Annotated in this window: 20 protein-coding genes and 1 other RNA gene; 13 read left to right on the top strand and 8 right to left on the bottom strand. The window is 56.4% G+C overall.

Annotated elements, in window-relative coordinates; all coding sequences use genetic code 11:
* Position 1: 1 nt before the first annotated feature.
* From rapZ to ACN0WW_RS10110, 4 genes are read right to left on the bottom strand one after another with little or no spacing between them, the layout of a single operon-like run.
* Positions 2-937, bottom strand: a complete 936-nt coding sequence (gene rapZ / locus ACN0WW_RS10125; protein ID WP_417612028.1) for an RNase adapter RapZ — start codon at positions 935-937, stop codon at positions 2-4.
* Positions 934-1389 (bottom strand): HPr kinase/phosphorylase, encoded by a 456-nt coding sequence (locus tag ACN0WW_RS10120; RefSeq protein ID WP_417612026.1) that lies wholly within the window; start codon positions 1387-1389, stop codon positions 934-936. The genes rapZ and ACN0WW_RS10120 overlap by 4 nt, the downstream gene beginning before the upstream one ends.
* A complete protein-coding gene (locus ACN0WW_RS10115) occupies positions 1389-2972 on the bottom strand; it encodes an ATP-binding protein (RefSeq protein WP_417612024.1) in 1584 nt (527 codons plus the stop codon). Before ACN0WW_RS10115 ends, ACN0WW_RS10120 begins: the two co-directional genes overlap by 1 nt.
* Positions 2944-3648 carry a response regulator gene (locus ACN0WW_RS10110; RefSeq protein ID WP_417612022.1) on the bottom strand — a complete coding sequence of 235 codons (705 nt, stop codon included), beginning with the start codon at positions 3646-3648 and terminating at the stop codon, positions 2944-2946. The genes ACN0WW_RS10115 and ACN0WW_RS10110 overlap by 29 nt, the downstream gene beginning before the upstream one ends.
* Before the next feature lie 238 nt (positions 3649-3886).
* Here ACN0WW_RS10110 and ACN0WW_RS10105 point away from each other — a divergent pair, with 238 nt between their 5' ends.
* Positions 3887-5482 (top strand): phosphoenolpyruvate carboxykinase, encoded by a 1596-nt coding sequence (locus tag ACN0WW_RS10105; protein ID WP_417612020.1) that lies wholly within the window; start codon positions 3887-3889, stop codon positions 5480-5482.
* A 123-nt stretch (positions 5483-5605) separates the two neighbouring features.
* Here ACN0WW_RS10105 and ACN0WW_RS10100 read toward each other — a convergent pair whose 3' ends face one another.
* Entirely contained in the window at positions 5606-6079 is a 474-nt protein-coding gene (locus tag ACN0WW_RS10100) for a hypothetical protein (RefSeq protein WP_417612018.1), read from the bottom strand.
* A gap of 149 nt (positions 6080-6228) precedes the next feature.
* On the opposite strand from ACN0WW_RS10100, the gene ACN0WW_RS10095 reads away from it, so the two are divergent.
* The gene (locus ACN0WW_RS10095; protein WP_417612016.1) at positions 6229-6432 is read left to right on the top strand and encodes a hypothetical protein; all 204 of its coding nucleotides are present in this window, start codon (positions 6229-6231) and stop codon (positions 6430-6432) included.
* Between the two features lie 2 nt (positions 6433-6434).
* Here ACN0WW_RS10095 and ACN0WW_RS10090 read toward each other — a convergent pair whose 3' ends face one another.
* Positions 6435-7091: an alpha/beta hydrolase gene (locus tag ACN0WW_RS10090; RefSeq protein ID WP_417612014.1), complete on the bottom strand. Its 657-nt coding sequence runs from the start codon at positions 7089-7091 to the stop codon at positions 6435-6437.
* A gap of 143 nt (positions 7092-7234) precedes the next feature.
* Between ACN0WW_RS10090 and ACN0WW_RS10085 the strand changes: the two genes are divergently transcribed.
* The 4 genes from ACN0WW_RS10085 (at position 7235) to ffs (ending at position 9912) form a co-directional block, all read left to right on the top strand.
* Positions 7235-8308 (top strand): cysteine desulfurase family protein, encoded by a 1074-nt coding sequence (locus tag ACN0WW_RS10085; protein WP_417612012.1) that lies wholly within the window; start codon positions 7235-7237, stop codon positions 8306-8308.
* Positions 8309-8317: 9 nt separating this feature from the next.
* On the top strand, positions 8318-9421 hold the full coding sequence (locus ACN0WW_RS10080) for a cysteine desulfurase family protein (protein WP_417612010.1): 1104 nt from the start codon (positions 8318-8320) through the stop codon (positions 9419-9421).
* Complete coding sequence (locus ACN0WW_RS10075) at positions 9418-9759, top strand: 2Fe-2S iron-sulfur cluster-binding protein (RefSeq protein ID WP_417612008.1); 342 nt, start codon at positions 9418-9420, stop codon at positions 9757-9759. Before ACN0WW_RS10080 ends, ACN0WW_RS10075 begins: the two co-directional genes overlap by 4 nt.
* A gap of 58 nt (positions 9760-9817) precedes the next feature.
* Positions 9818-9912: signal recognition particle sRNA small type (ffs, locus tag ACN0WW_RS10070), an RNA gene on the top strand.
* A gap of 48 nt (positions 9913-9960) precedes the next feature.
* Here the strand turns inward: ffs and ACN0WW_RS10065 are convergent.
* Complete coding sequence (locus tag ACN0WW_RS10065) at positions 9961-11526, bottom strand: sulfatase-like hydrolase/transferase (RefSeq protein WP_417612006.1); 1566 nt, start codon at positions 11524-11526, stop codon at positions 9961-9963.
* 121 nt (positions 11527-11647) lie between these two features.
* On the opposite strand from ACN0WW_RS10065, the gene ACN0WW_RS10060 reads away from it, so the two are divergent.
* The 4 genes from ACN0WW_RS10060 (at position 11648) to ACN0WW_RS10045 (ending at position 16746) form a co-directional block, all read left to right on the top strand.
* Positions 11648-13369, top strand: coding sequence for a DNA polymerase III subunit gamma/tau (locus ACN0WW_RS10060; protein ID WP_417612004.1), 1722 nt, complete (start codon positions 11648-11650; stop codon positions 13367-13369).
* Between the two features lie 2 nt (positions 13370-13371).
* Entirely contained in the window at positions 13372-13707 is a 336-nt protein-coding gene (locus ACN0WW_RS10055; protein ID WP_417612002.1) for a YbaB/EbfC family nucleoid-associated protein, read from the top strand.
* Positions 13708-13805: 98 nt separating this feature from the next.
* Positions 13806-16235 carry an endopeptidase La gene (gene lon, locus ACN0WW_RS10050; protein WP_417612000.1) on the top strand — a complete coding sequence of 810 codons (2430 nt, stop codon included), beginning with the start codon at positions 13806-13808 and terminating at the stop codon, positions 16233-16235.
* A gap of 238 nt (positions 16236-16473) precedes the next feature.
* On the top strand, positions 16474-16746 hold the full coding sequence (locus tag ACN0WW_RS10045; protein WP_323800759.1) for an HU family DNA-binding protein: 273 nt from the start codon (positions 16474-16476) through the stop codon (positions 16744-16746).
* A gap of 181 nt (positions 16747-16927) precedes the next feature.
* Here the strand turns inward: ACN0WW_RS10045 and ACN0WW_RS10040 are convergent, their stop codons facing one another.
* Positions 16928-17242 (bottom strand): hypothetical protein, encoded by a 315-nt coding sequence (locus tag ACN0WW_RS10040; protein WP_417611998.1) that lies wholly within the window; start codon positions 17240-17242, stop codon positions 16928-16930.
* A gap of 220 nt (positions 17243-17462) precedes the next feature.
* Here ACN0WW_RS10040 and ACN0WW_RS10035 point away from each other — a divergent pair, with 220 nt between their 5' ends.
* From ACN0WW_RS10035 to ACN0WW_RS10025, 3 genes are all read left to right on the top strand, one after another.
* Positions 17463-17888 carry a DUF983 domain-containing protein gene (locus tag ACN0WW_RS10035; protein WP_417612143.1) on the top strand — a complete coding sequence of 142 codons (426 nt, stop codon included), beginning with the start codon at positions 17463-17465 and terminating at the stop codon, positions 17886-17888.
* Between the two features lie 3 nt (positions 17889-17891).
* A complete protein-coding gene (locus ACN0WW_RS10030) occupies positions 17892-19259 on the top strand; it encodes a PLP-dependent aminotransferase family protein (protein WP_417611996.1) in 1368 nt (455 codons plus the stop codon).
* Positions 19260-19408: 149 nt separating this feature from the next.
* Positions 19409-19672, top strand: coding sequence for a DksA/TraR family C4-type zinc finger protein (locus tag ACN0WW_RS10025; RefSeq protein WP_417611994.1), 264 nt, complete (start codon positions 19409-19411; stop codon positions 19670-19672).
* The last annotated feature ends 42 nt before the right edge of the window (positions 19673-19714 follow it).

The raw sequence follows: 19714 nt of genomic DNA, 5'->3' as shown, positions 1-19714 counted from the left end.
ATTAAATTCCCTTGTTCCCGTTTAATTTCTGCATAGATTCGAGCGCTTCCATCGGCCTTGACGCCAAGTTGCGATGCACGACATTGGGCGAAAATCCGCTGGCACGCAAGTCTTTGCTCAGACGCTCGGCCACATGTACCGATCTGTGACGTCCGCCCGTGCAGCCAATACCGATATTCACATAAGCCTTGCCGGCATCCTGATAGCGGGGCAGCAGAAATTTGAGCATGTTGAGAATTTTCTCGATCGCTTCCGGATAAGCCGGGTCCTTGCTGATATATTCTGCCACTTCGGCGTCCTGTCCCGTCTTTAGCTTGAGCTCTGAATCCCAGAACGGGTTAGCGAGGAAACGAACGTCAAACAACAGGTCGATATTATTGGGAATGCCGCGAGAAAAGCCGAAACTGGTGAGGGTGATCGTCGTGATCGCATCCTTGTTCACCATGAACTCCTCACGGATCTGACGTTGCAGATCGTTGGCCGTCAGATCGGTGGTATCAATGACATGATCGGCCCAACGTCGAAACGGAGCCAGCATCGTTCGTTCGAGAGATATGCCGTGCGTGGCCGGTCGGTCGAGTGCTAGCGGGTGGCGTCTTCTCGTTTCCGCGTAACGCCGTTCGAGTTCGGCACCCGTGCAGTCGAGATAGAGTGTAGATATTTGATAATTCTGGTTTTTTTGCAGGCGCTTGACCAGTTCGATCAACTTGCCGGGTTCAAATCCTCTGGTCCGGGTATCGAAGCCGAGCGCGAGCGGTGGATCGCGGTCGTTCCTTGAACTCGCTGGTTCGGTTTTTAGCAAGCGTTCCACCAGCCGAAACGGGAAATTGTCGATGGTTTCCCAGCCGATATCTTCCAGCGTCTTCAACGCTGTTGACTTGCCGGCACCGGACAGACCGGTAACCAGCAGCACGGGTTTGGTAAGTTTTTCGCTCACGACCCTGCCACGCGCTGCATTATGCGTTGCAAGGCCCATTCTGCCTTGATGGCTGCGCTTGTTTCCATAGCGGCCAATGTACAGCACGGGACCTTGATTCCCAGCAAAATCATGACCTGATTATCCATCGGGAAGCGCTCGGGTTGGTCTTTCAGCTCGATGATCAGGCGCAGCGCTATTCCCGAGAGATATTCACACTCGCATATGCCAAGAGAGCGAAGCTCCAATTTGCCGGCGATCGTGGGTGGCGGGCTCATCAGTAGTTGGTCGTCTTCGCGCCCGATCGTTACCTGATCGTCACTGATCAGTTTTGCGCCGCGATCGATCAGCCGCAGGGCCAGATCAGACTTACCCGATCCCGACTTGCCGCGAATCAGGACTCCGGAACCGGAAATGGCAACGGCGGTCGCGTGAAGGGTGGTTTGATCATCAACGCCTGCATTGTCGGTCATCACAAGGCTCTTGGCAGACGAATTTCGAAACAGGCGCCGGTTTGACTGCCGGGCCGGTCGATTACCTCGATGGCGCCCTGATGCCCGTCGATGATCGTTTTGGCGATTGCGAGACCGAGGCCGCTATGTTTCCCGAACGCCTCGCCGTCGGGCCTGTCAGAGTGAAAGCGCTGAAAAACCTGTTCCCGCTGTTCCGGGCGCACGCCTGGCCCCTGATCGGCGATATGGATGACGATATCATCACCATCCGGAGTCGCCATGATTTCGACGAGGCCGCCTTTGGGTGAAAAGGAAACCGCATTGTCGAGCAAATTGCTGAACACCCGTTCGAGACGCCCGCCGTCGCCCATCACTTTTGCAACATCTTTGGCCGGCCGTGCAAAGGCGATATGGACGCCGAGATTGGAGTCGCGTTGTTCGCGCGCAGCGAGCAGCTGTTCCAGCATCTTGCCGATGTCGATCGGTTCAAATTTTGCCCGCGCCAGCTCGGCGTCGACCCGAGAGGCATCGGAGATATCGTTGATCAGCCGGTCGATGCGGCGAACATCGTCGTTGGCGACGTCGAGAAGCTGTTTCTGCAGGTCCGGATCGGTGACGCGTCCCAGCCCTTCCAGCGCCGACCGCAGCGAGGCGAGGGGGTTCTTGATTTCGTGGCTGACGTCGGCTGCGAAGGCTTCCGTGGCGTTGATCCGGTCACGTAATGCCGCGCTCATGTCGGATAGCGCGCGGCTCAATTGACCTATTTCATCCCGGCGACCGGGCATTCTGGGAATGGCAATCTCGTCCGACCGTCCCATGCGAACCCGCAGAGCGGCGCGGGCCAGCTTTCGAATGGGCTGGACGATGGTGCGGGCCAGAAAAAGCGAAAGCAGGATAGAAACCGTGGCGGCGACCAATATGACCAGCAATACGCTGGATCGCTCGGCTCTGACGATCCGCGTTATATCGCGGGCATTGGAGGTCAGCAGAACAGAGCCGGTGCCATCAGACAGCGTTTTCCCGGCCGCAATCACCGGCGTACGGTCCGGCGCAAAGCTGACCGAGCTCACCGCAACGGACTGGTTTTTGGCGGCGACGAGTTCAGACCACTGGTCGGCGACATCCTCAGCCGGTTCGCTGAAGCTCGGGATAGGCGCGCTGACCACGAAACTTTCGATGGTTTGATCGAGCAGGCGAGCGGCATCTTTTCGCCAGGGCTCGGTCTCCGGATCGATAAATTGATAGGTCGGCTTGGCCAGCGCAAAACTGTCGATCAGCTTTGTACCATCGGGAGCATAGAAACGCAGCCGGGCCCCGAGATGCTGCGAAAATTTACGAATGAGCGCGCTTTTATAATCGGTGTTGCCGGTCGACAATGCATCGGCCACGATCGTCAATTGCAGCCGCGCCTGGGTCAGCCTCTCTTCGGTCAGCCGGTTACGATAATTGTTGAGATAGAATAGTCCGCCAGCGAGCAACGCAATCGCGAGCACGTTGACGACCAATATCCGGGTTGTCAGAGAGAGCCGGGCCGACCAGCGTAGCGACAGTCCGCTCTCTTCCTCTGGTTCGTCGTCATTCGGTGTAACGATAACCGGCTCCATATAGCGTATCTATTGCGTCAAATTCAGGATCGACCTCGCGGAATTTCCGCCGCAATCTCTTGATGTGACTATCGATCGTGCGGTCATCGACATAGACATCATCCTGATACGCGGCGTCCATCAGTTGGTTTCGGCTTTTCACCACACCGGGCCGGTGCGCCAGGGTTTCCAATATCATGAATTCGGTGACGGTCAGAGTCACATTTGCATTCTTCCAGCGGACAAGATGGCGAGCGGGATCCATTTCCAGATTGCCGCGCACAAGAGGCTCGGTCGCCTCATCATCCTGCCCTTCGTCGACCGACTTGATGAAGTCCGCGCGCCGCAATATCGAGCGCACCCGGGCGATCAGCAATCGCTGGGAAAAGGGTTTTTTGATATAGTCATCCGCGCCCATCGCAAGGCCGAGGGCTTCGTCCAGTTCTTCATCTTTTGAGGTCAGGAAGATAACCGGCAAATTGGATTTCTCGCGAACCCGCCTCAGCAGCTCCAGTCCATCCATTTTTGGCATCTTGATGTCAAAAACGGCAAGGTCTGGCGGGTTCTCCAAAATGGCGTGAAGCGCTGCTTCGCTGTCCGAATATACCCGCGTGACGAAGCCTTCTGCCTGCAACGCGATCGACACCGACGTCAAGATATTGCGGTCGTCATCGACAAGAGCAATATTGGCTGCCATTTTCTCTGCGTTCCTTTGCCGCTTGCGCTAAATATGACCTAGGGGATGGGATAATATGTTACAAGATGGCTTGTCGTGAATTGCTCTGAACGCGGGCTTTCGAAGCGCTTGTAAATTCTTTATTTTTGTTATGTGATTGTGAAGAAATTTGACCGACTCGATATCGTTGGGTAAGCGCCAATGCAAATTCGCCAGATCGGCGTGACTTCAACCTGTTTCAAGCTATAGGGGATTATCTGTGCCAAATGCTTCGTCTGTTTCGTTAAATGATCAAGGCTTTACCAATTCAGCCGAACAGCACTGGAACCTTGGCGCGCCCGCTCTGGTGGAAGCAGCGGTTTCCCGGGGCGAAGGGCATTTGGCAAAAGACGGCCCGCTGGTTGTAGAAACCGGCAAGCACACCGGTCGCTCTGCCAATGACAAGTTCATTGTCCGCGATGCCGAAACCGAAGACAGCGTCTGGTGGGGCAAAACCAACGTCGGCATGACCCCGGATCACTTTGCTGCGCTGAAAGAAGACTTCATCGCTGCTCTGGGTGAGAAAGACACATTGTTCGTGCAGGATTTGTTCGGCGGTTCGCAGCCGGAGCACCGCGTCAATGTCCGCATCATCAATGAGCTGGCTTGGCACAATCTGTTTATTCGTACGATGCTGGTACGGCCAAATGCCGAAGAACTGGCAGCGTTTCAGCCAGAATATACGATCATCGATCTGCCAAGCTTCAAGGCTGATCCTGCGCGTCATGGCACGCGCAGCGAGACCGTCATTGCCGTCAACCTGACCGAGAAGCTGATCCTTATCGGTGGTACCGCATATGCTGGCGAAATGAAAAAGTCTGTTTTCGGTCTGCTCAACTATCTGTTGCCGCTCGATTCGGTGATGCCAATGCATTGCTCGGCGAACATCGGACCGGAAGGCGATACGGCAATTTTCTTTGGTCTTTCCGGAACTGGCAAGACCACGCTCTCTGCCGATGCCAGCCGCACATTGATTGGCGATGACGAACATGGTTGGTCGGATACCGCCGTATTCAATTTCGAGGGCGGCTGTTACGCCAAGATGATCCGGCTCTCGGAAGAAGCGGAGCCGGAAATCTATGCCACGACGCGCCGGTTCGGCACGGTGCTGGAAAATGTTGTTATGGACCCGGAAACCCGCGAGCTGGACCTGGGCGACAATAGCAAAGCGGAAAACACCCGCGGCGCCTATCCGATCGAATTCATCCCCAATGCTTCCGAAGAAAATATGGGGCCGGTTCCCAAGAATATCATCATGCTGACCGCTGATGCATTCGGTGTATTGCCTCCGATCTCCCGTCTCACACCAGAGCAGGCGATGTATCACTTCCTGTCCGGTTATACCGCAAAGGTTGCCGGCACGGAAATCGGTGTGACGGAACCGGAAGCGACTTTCTCGACCTGCTTCGGCGCGCCATTCATGCCGCGTCACCCGTCGGTCTACGGCAATCTGTTGAAAGATCGGATTGCCAAAGGCGGTGTACGCTGCTGGTTGGTGAACACCGGCTGGACCGGCGGCAAATATGGCGAAGGCAACCGGATGCCGATCAAGGCGACCCGCGCATTGCTCAACGCTGCATTGGACGGCAGCCTGAACGAGGGCGAGTTCCGTATCGATGAGAATTTCGGTTTTGAAGTGCCGGTCTCGGTACCTGGCGTCGATAGCGCTATATTGGACCCGCGTTCGACATGGTCCGATCCGAGCGCTTATGACGAAACCGCGCAAAAACTGGTCAATCTGTTCATCAACAATTTTGAGCAGTTTGCCGATCATGTTGACCAGAACGTCCGGGAAGCTGCTCCTACGGCGGCATAGCTGTCATTCGGTGGCTAGCGGTGACGGTGCTCATGCGCCGTCGCCGCCGGAACCTGTGCCGTTTTTCTAAGACGGCTGACCTTGCAGTAGCCAGAGCAGCCGTGCGCCGCAGCGGAGACGATGCTATGGATTGGTATCGACTGTCGGTGCCCGGTCCAGATATTCTGCGACTGTCGCGTGAAACTTGGCAAAGCTCATGATCTTCTGCGATGGCATCCACACGGCCGCACTGGCGTTGAGGCTTTCTCCGATCCACTTGCCCAGCAACAGCAGGCGCTGATGGACCTCCGGCACATATATCGCACTGCTCAGATTTTCGGTTAGCGCGACGCCGACAGAGGAAGCGTCAGGCGGCAGGGTATCGGCTATGCGTGCCCGATCATTGATCTGCCGAATCATCTGTGCTGTCTCCGCCGGATTGAGGCGAGAGAGCAGGAAGGGCATGGCGTCGACAATGACTTCCACCATTTCGAAATTCTCGAATTTGGCGCGGTTGATGATTATCTTTCCGGCTAGCGCTTCACGCCACGGGAGGTGCGCAAGTTCAAATGAGTCTGGCACCGAAGCGATGATATAGAGAGGAGGATCGGGGGTCACGAAGGCGTTCCGGTGAGGCTCCTCTGGCGTATCGTCGGGATGCCTGTTTTACCGAAATTGTGGGCGGTTGACAATCTGGGCCACCATTTCTGGCCGATCATCGCAACATTTGATTGTCAGGGCGATGGCGCGCCGATAACGGTCAGCTTATGACCAACCTGATCTTATCAGTGCTGATGCTGGCAGGCGCCGCCCTCGTGGCTGGCGGAATTTATATTCTGCGCAAGGGCGTCAACAAAAAACAGGGCTGGCTGATGCTCGTGGCCGCTGCCGTGATGTTTGCCAATGTGGCAATCCAGACGATACCGGTGCCCGAAAGCAATCAACCCGTTCCGACGATGTCCGAGGACTGAATTTATTTGATCGGCGAGTCCGGTGCCAGCCGCATATCGAGATAATTGTCGATCGATCCCATCAGCAAATCCATCTCATTTTCATAGAAATGGTTGGCCCGAGGAATCTCGTCATGATGAATGGTGATATGTTTTTGGGTCCGCAGCTTGTCGACCAGTTTCTGCACGGCGCTGGGGGTGACGACTTCGTCGTTCACGCCCTGCACAATGATACCCGAAGAGGGGCAGGGAGCGAGAAAGTTGAAATCATACATATTGGCTGGTGGCGATACGGAGATAAAGCCCCGAATTTCCGGACGCCGCATCAAAAGCTGCATGCCAATCCAGGCCCCAAAGCTGTAGCCAGCGATCCAGGTGGTCTGTGCCTCCGGATGAAAGCTCTGTACCCAGTCGAGTGCTGCCGCTGCGTCGGACAATTCGCCAATGCCGTTGTCGAATACGCCCTGAGAACGGCCAACACCCCGGAAATTGAAGCGCAGGGTGGCAAAGCCGCGTTTCACGAAGGTCTTGTACATCGCCTGCGTGATCCGGTCGTTCATCGTACCACCCGCTTGCGGATGGGGATGCAATATCATGGCAACGGGAGCGCGTTCACGGGGTCCTGGGCTAAAACGGCCTTCTAGGCGGCCTTCGGGTCCGGTAAAAATTACGTCTGGCATGGATTTTCAATTCTTCGGTCAAAATTATATTTTCCAGAACACGAGAATATAGAATAGCTTTTGCGCTGGATATAGCGCCTATATAGGGTGAGTGGACAAATCCGCAACTCAATCCCGCAAGCCAGAGAGATTTTGCCGCTATCGTGACCGAAACCAAACGCATCTATCTTGATTATGCTGCAACCGCGCCGATGCTGGAGGTTGCCAAACAGGCGTGCATCGAAGGCTTTGAGCGTTGGGCCAACCCGTCTTCACCCCATGGCGACGGACGGGCAGCGCAATCGATGCTGGAAAATGCGCGGCGCCGGTTCAAGGATGCGCTGGGCTGGGACGGCGATGTGATTTTTACCAGCGGGGCGAGCGAAGCGATCCGGATGGCGCTGACCCAGTCCAAGCCATCCGCGCAATATGTGTCTCCGGTAGAGCATGATGTCGTTTTGAGATTCGCCCGCAATGCCCATTCTATTCCGGTCGATATGAACGGGATCGTCGCTCCGTCGCATTTGAACCATTTGCTAAAAAGTGCTGAAAGTCCGGCGTTGGTGGCGATTCAGTCAGTAAATAACGAGACCGGTGTGATGCAGGATCTGGACGCGATCGCAAAGGTGGTCCGCGATCGCGGCAGCTATCTGCTGACGGATTGCTCGCAATCGATTGGCAAACTGCCTTTACCCGATGCCGACATGGTCATCGTCGCTGGCCATAAATTTGGCGGTCCGCCTGGTGTTGGTGCGTTGTTGGTAAAGGGCCTCCGGCTGCTGCAGGCCGATGGTGGACAGGAGCAGGGCTATCGGTCCGGCACCCAGAATCTGCCCTATATCATGGGCATGACCGCCGCATTGGAGGCGCCTGCCAACTGGGCAGGAAGAGCGGCCGAATTGCGTCAGCATCTCGATGATGCAATCCGCAAGGCAGGCGGGGCTGTGATCGCGGAAAATGCCCAGCGTATTGCGACGATCGGCAGTTACCATATGCCCGGCGTCGCCGCGAATACGCAGCTGATCAAATTTGATATGGCCGGATTTTCGGTGTCTGCCGGCAGCGCCTGTTCATCGGGAACGCTGAAAACCAGTCATGTGCTCGAGGCCATGGGCACTGACCCGCAAGTCGCGCGCGAAGTCATCCGGGTCAGCATCGGACGCGACACCAGCCGGGCGCAAATCTACGCTTTCATCGACAAATGGCAGTCGATTTTTGCCGAAGCGAAAAGCGCCTGAGGCGTGGCTATGCAACCGATCTATCTGGACAACCAGGCGACTACGCCCATTGCGCCGGAAGTCGTGGACGCGATGCTGCCTTGGCTGAGAGATAATTTTGGTAATCCGCACAGCCCTCATCTCATGGGGCGTCAAGCCGCTGCCGCTGTGGAAGTCGCGCGCGAACAGGTCGCTGGCCTTCTGCCACGCGCGGGACGGGTGATTTTTACCGGCAGTGCGACCGAAGCGCTCAATCTGGCCATGGGAGCCGTGCGAACACACCAGGGACGCAACCAGATCGCTGTGCTGGATACCGAACATGCCGCAGTGCGCGACACCGCCCTGTGGTATCGAACGCAAGGTTTTGAAACCCGCTTGCTCCGCGTCGATCAGACCGGGCTGGTCGATCTGGATGATCTGGAAGCATGTCTGGACGAGCAGACCGCGCTGGTCGGGGCGATGCTGGTCAACAACGAAATCGGAACGATTCAGCCGGTCGACCAGATTGCGGATATCGCCCACCGCTATGGAGCGTTGATGCTGTGCGATGTGGTGCAGGGATTTGGCCGGATCGACATTCCGCAGCAGGCCGATTTGATCGCGCTTTCGGGACACAAGATCTACGGCCCGAAAGGCATCGGAGCGCTGTGGGTTAGGGACGGCGTCGATCTGCCGCCCCTAATTCATGGTGGCGGTCAGGAGCAGGGAATACGGTCCGGCACGCTTTCTCCCGCACTCTGCGTCGGACTGGGGAGGGCAGCGAAACTTTGTGCTGACCGCCGAAAAGAGGATATGGCGCATGTCACCAAACTGGCGGAAACGGGGCACAGTCTGTTCGCCGATTGGACGGTGAACGGATCGCTGGGCCAGCGCTATGCCGGCAATCTGAATATCCGCCGTGATGGCCTTGATGTCGCTCGGCTGATGTCGGATGTCCGCGGCGTCGCCTTTTCCGCCGGCTCTGCCTGTGCCAGTGGATCGGGAAGACCCAGCCATGTGCTGAGCGCGCTCGGGTTGGAGCCGGCTCAAATTAAGTCTTCCATTCGTCTGGGCTTTGGGCGCTATAACAGTATCGAAGAAGTTGAGCAGGCTGCGGCCCTGATCAACCAGGCAGCGGAGAATCAGCTATCATGAGCACGGTAACGGTCCACTTTGTCAGTTCTGACGGCGAACAAACGGTAACCGCCAAGGCATCCGAAGGCGACAATTTGCTCAGCGTGGCGCAAATCCATGATCAGCCGCTCGAGGGTACCTGCGAAGGGCAAATGGCGTGCTCGACCTGTCACGTGATCGTCGACGCCGCAGATTTCGCAAAATTGCCCGAAGCGAGCGAAATGGAAGAGGATATGCTGGATCTGGCGGCCGGAGCCCGGCGCACGAGCCGGCTGGCTTGCCAGATCGACCTTGCCGCCGAACTGGATGGCCTTACCGTTCATATGCCGATCGAAAGCCACAATATGCAGAATATCTAGGGGCCAAGGGCGGCTATCTAACGGCTTGCATTTTCGCCGGACTGCTACCATATGCGCAGCGGGAGTCGGGTGGACGTAGTCGTCGCCAACCCGGTCAGGTCCGGAAGGAAGCAGCCGTAACGATTTTTCTGCGGGTCGCCCGGCTCCTACTTGCCAAGCCTTCGGCGGTTTGGCTGCAATCCAAAAATCCCATTTCAGCCATCAATCTACCAGAGTTTCTTCCGATCTTCTGACCGCTATCCTGTCGCCCGGCCTGAGCGGGGTCACGCCCCGTCCAAACCATATGAATTTTTTGGTCTGCCGTTTCAAAGTGTTGTCATATTTCTCGGTTGCCTGGGATCGGTCGTAGCCCATCCATGTCAGCGTAGACGGGAATATTTGGCTCGCGCTATACCGGTTTTCGTCTTCTACCACATAACGCTCAGCCAGATTGGGCGGCAAAAATACCAATAGAGGTACAGCAAATTCCTCTTTCTCAGGATGGGCGGAGCAATGCGGGGTCACGCCTTGTTTTACGTTTTGCCCATGATCCGACGTGTAGACAATGGCCACATTTTCGCGATCGACCCCAGACAGCAATGTAGGGAAGAACCCCTGTTTGGAATAGGAAATGGCGGCTTCATATTGTTCCTCTAGAGGCTGATTTTCAGGGATGAAGCCTTCAGGATAATGGTCGGAATATTGAAAATGAACGCCGCGCAGTACTGCATAGACAAACTCCCGACCTTCGGTTTTCAGGCGAGCATTGATCTGTTTGGCTATTGCCAGATCAGTACCGATACCGGCTGCAGCAGACTGTATTTCGTCGATCTTGCTGGCTTCCGGCGGTAGCAGCAGGTTTTGCGGTGGACCGGACACCTGCCCATCGATGAGGGTTGTTTCATAGCCTGCCTTCTTGGCATATCCCCAAATTGACGGGGTTCGGCGCAGGTCTGTGTCCGCTGCTACATTCACAACGTCTACGCCGGACCGCAACGCGACATGCGCTGGCGCGCTGCAATTCGCCATGGCTGCCGCTTTCCCGAAATCGACCGGCGTGAAGGTCGTCACCTTGGGCAGAATATTCTTCGCAAAAACATCATAACCAACGCTTTCGTCGATAATCCACACGATCTTGTCGATCGATTTTTGCCGATCAGGATCGGACATATATACCGGACGCCGTTGCGGAGGCGGCGGGATCGTCAGTTTTTCATAGGTGTAATTGTAGATATTCCGTTCTGCCGCAATGGCCCCGGGGACGTCAAATCCAAAAGCAAGGGACGGCAGAATAACGAGAAATATCGCACAAACGACGGCCGGTCCGGTGCGGAACGGAGGGAGCTGCTGATACAGGGCGGTCTTCAAAACTTTGCGGCTCGCTACAAAAAGTCCTATCGCCACGAGAGTTTTGCCCAGGCCAACGGCAGCCGGAAACAAAAATTTCCCCGCCGCATTTGTCGCGTGCCGGGTCTCGGCCACAAGCCAGTTAAACTTGGCAAGATCGATAGTGTCGCGGAGGATTTGCGCGAAAGCGACGTTGATAGCCGCTGAAATCCCGACGACGATCAATAGCAGCCAGAACAGACGGCGGGGCAGGACAAGCAGGCCGATCAGCAGCACGGTCGCTTGCAGCGCCATGGCCAGAAATGCCATCAGTGCGCTGTGATAATCGTTTGCGGCTAGCCGATAAAGGATCGACTGCACCAATATCTGCTGATTGATCAGCAGATATCCAATGCAGAAAAGCGCAAAGCCGAACCCGATGTGCAATATTTTGGTTGGCAAAGCCCTCAATTCCCCTTCTCGGACAACGCTCTACAGCCTTCTCCTTTAATTTTGGTTAGACTCGAACTTCCGGGAGAATAGCCTTCGACAAGCAGAGGGCTCTCGCCTAAACTGTACGCTCATGTCCGATTCACACGATATATTCGCCGCTACCGGTGTTGAAGCGCCGGAGCAGCCGGCTCCCGGTGCTGCGCAACCCTATCGGGTGTTGGCACGCAAATATCGCCCGTCGAAATTCTCCGAGCTGATCGGGCAGGACGCGATGGTTCAGACGCTGGGCAATGCGATCAAGCGCGACCGGTTGGCCCACGCTTTTCTGATGACCGGCGTGCGCGGGGTCGGCAAGACGTCCACGGCGCGACTGATTGCCAAGGCGCTCAACTGCATCGGCGAAGACGGGCAGGGCGGCCCGACCATCGATCCGTGCGGCGTGTGTGAGCCCTGTCGCAGCATTGCCGAAGGCAGCTTTATCGACGTCATCGAGATGGACGCAGCGAGCCATACGGGCGTCGACGATGTCCGCGAGATCATCGAGGCGGTGCGCTATTCGTCGGTTTCGGCACGCTACAAGATCTACATCATCGACGAAGTTCACATGCTCTCCAAAAACGCCTTCAATGCCTTGTTGAAGACGCTCGAGGAACCACCGCCGCATGTGAAATTCATTTTTGCGACGACCGAAGTCCACAAGGTTCCGATCACGGTTCTTTCGCGCTGCCAGCGCTTTGATCTGAAGCGGATCAGTGTCGATCAGCTTTCCGACCATTTCGGCATGATCGTAGGCAAGGAAGGCGTCACGGCGGAGCAGGAAGCGCTCGATCTGATCGCGCAGGCCGCTGAAGGATCGGTGCGCGACGGGCTGTCGATTCTCGACCAGGCGATCGCTCATGCCGATATGGATGGCGATGGCGAAGTGAAAGCGGCGCAGATCCGCGATATGCTCGGTCTTTCCGATCGCGGCGCAGTGCGGCGTCTGTTCGCCAAATTGCTTGAGGGGGATTCCACTGCGCTTCTGGATGCTATCGCCGATCAATACAGGATTGGTGTCGAACCGCTGTCGTTAATGAACGGATTATTGTCGCTCTCGCACCAGGTTACGTTGTTCAAGGTTGGCAGGGCCAGCGATCCGACCCTGTCAGACGATGCGAAAAAGCAGTTTGCCGAGTGGTCCGAGCAGCTTTCCTACCCCGTGCTGCATCGGCTTTGGCAGCTGCTGCTGAAAGGTTATCAGGAAGTCCAGCAAGCGCATTTGCCGCGCGAAACGTGCGAAATGGCGTTGCTGCGCGTCCTCTGCGCCGCAGATATGCCTGATCCAGGGAAACTGGCGAAAATGCTTGAGCAAGGGAGTATTCCCGCAGCCAGTGCAACTGATCCGCAGCGAACGCCATCGCCTGCAGCAGAGCCGGTTGCGCGCGTCGAGACTGATCCTGCACCGGTCGCTACGCAAGAGCCCTCCACCGGCGGGTTACCCTCCCAGTTTACCGAAGTTGTGAGCACCGTGGGGCGGGTCTCGGCGGTACTGGAAAGCATCCTGATCGCGGACATGCGCATCGTTTCATTCCAGGCACCGAATATTGTCTATCAGACGGCGCGTCCGATTGCGGCTGCGGATATCCGCAAAATTGCCGAAGCGCTGAAACAGGAAACCGGTGTTGAATGGCATATTTCCGAAGGGCCTGGGCAAGCACAGCCGAGCCTGGCCGAACAGGAGCAGCAAGCCCGCGATGCGGAGCGACAGGCGATTTTGGATGCGCCGCTGGTGAAGGCCGCGTTTGAGGCCTTTCCGGATGCCCAACTGCTGGAAAATGATGATCAACGCCCAAAAGAATCAAGGAGCGCCTAGCTATGAAGTCGATGGAAGAAATGATGAAGGCCGCGCAGGAAGCTGCGCAGCAGGTCCAGACCCAGATGGAGGAAGCGCAAAAGAAGCTCGATAGTCTGGAAGTCGAAGGCCAGGCAGGTGGCGGGCTGGTCAAGGTCAAAGCGACCGCGAAAGGCCGTGTGCTTGCGGTAACTATTGACGAAAGCCTGATGAAGCCGGACGAAAAACAGATATTGGAAGATCTGGTCGCAGCGGCCTTCAATGACGCCCGCAATCGTGCCGATGCGGTGAGCGGAGAAGAAATGGGCAAGATGACCAGCGGGATGCAGTTACCCCCAGGTTTTAAACTGCCATTTTAGACCGCTGCTCTGATCGGACCCATTGCGCTTGAAGTGTCTCCCACAGGCACCATATAGGGACGAGAAGCGCTGTTGCAGCGCAACATTCTGGAGTAAAAATGTCCGAGTTCGAAGCCAATCCTGCATCTGAATCAAAGTCGCTGCCGTTGTTGCCATTGCGCGATATCGTGGTGTTCCCGAATATGATCGTGCCGCTGTTCGTCGGTCGCGACAAATCTGTTGTCGCGCTGGAACAGGCGATGGACGCCGACAAGGAAATTTTCCTCGTGGCCCAGCTGGACCCGGCGGAAGACGATCCGTCTCGCGACCAGCTTTATGATCTCGGTGCAGTAGCGACTGTTTTGCAATTGCTGAAATTGCCGGACGGCACCGTTCGCGTGCTGGTCGAAGGAAAGCAGCGCGCCAAGCATGTCTCTCTGGATGAACAAGACGAAGGCTATGTGCTGGCCACGGTTGATTTGCTTGATGAGCAAGTCGCCGAAAGCGCCGAAACTTCAGCCTTGATGCGTTCCGTCGTCGATCAGTTTGAAAATTATTCGAAGCTCAACAAGAAGATGCCGGCGGAAACCGTCGTGCAGCTGGGTGAGATTGACGATGCGTCGCGTCTCGCCGATGCAGTAGCCGCGAATATCAATGTCAAAGTCGCCGACAAGCAGAGCCTGCTTATGGAAAGCGATCCGGTCAAACGCCTCGAAATGGTCTTTGCCTTCATGGAGGGCGAGCTTGGCGTGTTGCAGGTCGAGAAGAAAATCCGCGGTCGCGTAAAGCGCCAGATGGAGAAGACGCAGCGCGAATATTATCTTAACGAACAGATGAAGGCGATCCAGAAAGAACTGGGTGACGGCGAAGACGGCGAGGGCGATGAACTGGCCGAGCTGGGCAAGAAGATCAAGGAACTGAAGCTGTCCAAGGAAGCGAAAGCCAAGGCTACGGCCGAGCTGAAGAAGCTCAAGGGCATGCAGCCGATGTCTGCCGAAGCGACAGTGACCCGTAATTATCTGGACGTTCTTTTGGGACTGCCATGGGGCAAGAAGTCCCGGCTCAAGAAAGATCTCAAACAGGCCGAAAAGGTGCTGGATGATGACCATTTCGCGCTGGAAAAGGTCAAGGAGCGGATCCTCGAATATCTCGCGGTGCAGACGCGGACCAACAAGCTGAAAGGCCCGATTCTTTGTCTCGTCGGCCCTCCCGGTGTCGGCAAGACCTCGCTTGGCCGTTCGATCGCCCGGGCTACCGGCCGTGAATTTGTCAGGCAGTCATTGGGCGGCGTGCGCGACGAAGCCGAAATCCGCGGCCATCGCCGTACCTATATCGGGTCACTGCCCGGCAAGATTGTTTCGAATCTGAAAAAGGCCGGTACCTCAAATCCCCTGTTCCTGCTCGACGAAATCGACAAGCTGGGGCAGGATTTCCGTGGCGATCCGGCATCTGCGCTGCTCGAAGTGCTGGACCCGGAGCAGAATGACAAGTTTCAGGACCATTATCTCGAAATCGATATTGATCTGTCAGACGTGATGTTCGTGACCACTGCGAACTCGCTCAACCTGCCGCAGCCGTTGCTAGACCGGATGGAGATCATCCGTCTGGAAGGTTATACGGAAGACGAGAAGGTCGAAATTGCCAAGCGCCATCTGATTGAAAAGCAGATTGATGCGCATGGTCTGAAAGCCGAGGAATTCGTGCTGCGCGAAGATGCGCTGCGTGACCTGATCCGCTATTATACGCGGGAAGCCGGCGTGCGCACCCTGGAACGTGAGATTGCCAAGCTGGCGCGGAAGGCGCTGCGCCGCATCCTTGAAGGTGAATATAAGAGCGTGGAAATCACGCCCGACAATCTGGCGGACTATGCCGGGGTGCAAAAATTCCGCCATGGCGTCGGCGAAGAGGAAAATCAGGTGGGTGCCGTAACCGGACTTGCCTGGACCGAGGTCGGCGGCGAATTGCTGACGATCGAGTCGGTGACCGTGTCTGGCAAAGGCCAGATCAAGACCACCGGCAAGCTGGGCGATGTGATGAACGAGTCAATTCAGACTGCTCTCTCGTTCGTGAAGGCGCGTGCCCCCACATACGGAATCAAGCCCAGCTTCTTCAGTCGCAGGGATATTCATATCCATCTGCCCGAAGGCGCTGTTCCGAAGGATGGACCGTCGGCGGGTGTCGGTATCGTGACGGCTATCGTTTCGACCTTGACCGGTATTCCGGTGCGCCGCGATGTTGCGATGACCGGCGAGGTTACGTTGCGCGGACGCATTTTGCCGATTGGCGGACTGAAAGAGAAGCTGTTGGCGGCGCTGCGCGGAGGCATAACGACAGTATTAATTCCGGCCGACAATGAAAAAGATCTGGCCGAGATTCCGGACAATATCACCTCTAAACTCAAGATCATTCCGTTGAACCATGTCGACGAGGTGCTTGCTGAGGCGTTAACCGAGAAGGTCGAGCCGATCGAATGGAGCGACGCTGATGAACTCGCCAGTCATGCGACGGCGCCAGTTACCGATGAAACCGGTTCGGCGGCGCGCCATTGATCTGCTGTCATGATCGAGTCGCGATTTTGAAACGCAGGTGAAATGCAGCTGTAAAATTATGCAAACCATCAGCGGTCTTCATCCGTTCGTCGCATTTCCCGTCGTTTGGCGCAAAAAATGAGGGTTTGGCGCAGAAAACAGCGGTTTTTCTTTGACAGGTCTCGATAATTTCGCATTACTACGGCCAGACAAAAGCGTGATTCAAACGAATTGCCACCAGAGAAGGGGGGATACCCAAATGAATAAACAGGATCTTATCAGTAATGTTGCGGACCACAGCGGTCTCAGCAAAAGCGATGCCGGCAAAGCGGTAGATGCCGTATTTGATTCCATCACCAGTGCACTGTCCAGCGGCGGCGAAGTTCGTCTCGTGGGCTTCGGCACATTCTCAACCTCGAAGCGTAAAGCATCAACCGGTCGCAACCCGCGCACCGGCGAACCGATGCAGATTCCAGCATCGACCCAAGCAAAATTCAAGGCCGGCAAGGGCTTGAAAGACGCCGTCAACTAAAAACGAACCGGGGGGCGGAGTTTAGTCCCCCATTTTTTCGCGCTTTGTTCTACAATATTAGGCGGGACCTCAAAAGAGGCCCGCCTTTTTACTTTGGCCTTGGCCTGACGCAGTCGACCGGCAACAATCGACCGGGTTTGAACAAAGCCGCCGCCGGTTCAAATGGTGTCCTGATCGATACTCAGTCTCGATGGTGAAAAGGGTCCTTGCCAGCGAGGACGGCTCTGGCGATCTCGCCCCGGTCATGCATCGTCAAAGGACCTCCGGGAAGCTCATCGTCCCAACAGCTTTCGTCAGCATAAAATTGCAGTGCCTGTTTCAGCAAGTCATGACCCTTATGCAGCTCGGTGAGAGCCGCAGTTGTAGCACTCACTTCGGGCAGGTCATCGCCGGAACCGTTGAGCACCATTTTTGCCAGATCTGGTCGCCCCGTCGCCCGCAATGTGGTCGCAGCAATATCCCTGGCGATGATGACTGTATTGGGTGGTACATTCATGGCATGTTCTACTTTTCAGTTTATGTATGGATGTATATCCATGCATAAAAGTTGAGGGCTGACGTCCTTCGGCGGTCTTCTAATCAACCCGAAATCTCACTTTATCGATGCTTTTCCGAATATTCTAGCCCCGATTCTCGTTGACTTGCCAAGGTCGCGGACCTAGCAACCCATACAAATATATGTACTTCCAATTATGTATGGAGTTGTTGCGATGCAAATGGCTGACGATCAGAAATTCCTCTGGATTTTTCGGTGTGGCCTCAAGGGCTTGTGTCCGCGCTGCGGCGAGGGCAGGATGTTCAGCCGCTGGCTCAAGATTGCCGATAAATGTGACGTTTGCGGTCTGGATTTCCGGTTTGCGTCTCCCGACGACGGACCGGCGTTCTTTTCCCTGTGTATTGTCGCCTTCCCGCTTGTCTTTCTGATCGTCTGGTTTGAAGTCGCTGTGAGCCCACCCTTCTGGGTCCATTTGTTGACCTCTTTCCCGCTGGTCAGTCTCGGTTGTATATTGCCGCTTCAGCCGATCAAGGGCTGGCTGGTCGCCTCACAATATGTGAACAAGGCTCAGGAAGCGGGTACCGAACAGCTTTGGGCGCAATTGAACAAGACCAGTGAAAATGAGGGAAAGTCTGACGGGAGCTGAGTGGTGAATCGATGGATTCCTGACCTTTCCAGATTCTCTGGGCCCAAATATCTTGCGATCGCGGATGCACTTACCGAAGCCATCGATAGGGGCAGTTTGGCGCCGGGCGACCGGCTACCGCCGCAGCGCGAACTCGCAGACACTCTCGGTTTTGATCTGACGACGGTGACACGCGCCTATGAAGTGGCGCGGGAGCGCGGGTTGACCGTAGGCCGCGGGAGGGCAGGCAGTTTCGTACGGGACGATCGTGCCGCCGCGACATCAGACCCGGGCCAATATGATGAGGCGATGAATTGCCCGCCATTGCCGGCAGGCAAGGCGCTATCAACGGCTTTTGGCGACGCTGTTCGGAGCTGCATGGTCAATCATGCCGACTCTGTCTTTCATTACCAGCGACCGGGCGGGGCATCGCATGTGCGCGATGCAGGAGCACAGTTGCTTAGCCGTATCGGTTTGGCCACCGATGCGGACCAGACGGTGGTGACAGCTGGCGGGCAAAATGCATTGCATGCCGTGCTCGCGACGATGGCGAAGCCGGGCGACCATATAGCTTGTGGACGGTTTGTATATCCGGGTCTGAAGTCGCTTGCGCAGCGCATGCAGCTGCATCTGGTGCCACTGGCGGAGATGACCGGTGACGCGCTGGAGCAGCTATGCCGAGAGACAACGATCAAGGCGCTCTATGTCGTTCCGACCAACGACAACCCGACCACCGAAACCTTGTCCTCGGAAACGCGCCAGCAGATCGCTGAGGTCGCCGAGCGCCACAATGTGCAGATCATCGAGGACGATGCCTATGGACTGCTGGCCAGCAATCCGCCGCAGCCAATCGCCAGTCTGATTCCCGACCGTTCCTGGTATATAGCCAGCGTCTCCAAGGCTATTTCACCGTCTCTGCGAGTGGCCTTCGTTCGCAGTCCCGGCGTGGCCCAATCGATGCAGCTTGCTGCGGAGATGCATGAAACGGCCGTGATGGCACCGCCCATCAATGCTGCGGTGGTCGCGCATTGGCTCAGAAACGGAACCTTCGACAAGCTGGTGCAGGGCACAAGGTCTGAAGGAGCGTGGCGTCGCACAACCGCGGAAACCATTCTCGGTGCCGACATATTCGCCGCTCACCCGGAAGGATATCACCTCTGGCTGCCCTTGCCCGATGCGCAAACAGCTTCAAAATTACCAGTTTTGATGCGCAACACCGGTCTTGGACTGGTGTCGTCCACTGGTTTTGCCGTGGGTGAGCCCGGGGATCCCAGCGCAATTCGCGTGTCGCTCGGTGGGCCAATTGGCAGAAGTGCACTGGCCGCAGGACTGCGCACTTTGGATGCCTTTATTTCCTCCTCCGAACGGATGAGCCTTGATCCGTTTGTCTGACCGCCTGTCATGATGTCTGATCAAGTCGCATCATCAGCGGCGCGACCGGTAAAGGGCCAGATCCGCTGCTGACATGGCGGTCACCTTGTAATTGCGCCTTTCATGCCTAAATTTAGCCTCTCACCACTTTGGTAATATGGGAACAGGAAATGGCTGGCGGTTGGGCGCGCGATGGCGCTGTGCAGGATCAGATTGACGACACGATTGCCGATGCAGTGAAGCGTGCACGCGCTGATATGCCATCCGGCGAAGCGGCCAAATATTGCGTGGAGTGCGGCGAAGATATTCCCGAAGCGCGACGGCGTGCATTGCCGGGAACCCGGACCTGTGTCGCCTGCCAGTCGGCGCGCGATTCAACCCGGGCGAGTGCAGGCATCAACCGGCGCGGCAGCAAGGACAGCCAGCTGCGCTAAACGCGCGAGCGATTTTCGCCGCGCATCACAGAGACGGACCTG

It is taken from the genome of Parasphingorhabdus sp. (assembly GCF_048269865.1).
GTDB lineage: Bacteria > Pseudomonadota > Alphaproteobacteria > Sphingomonadales > Sphingomonadaceae > Parasphingorhabdus.
The sequence above is the reverse complement of the archived record's forward strand: the minus strand, read 5'-3'. Positions and strand labels throughout refer to the sequence as shown.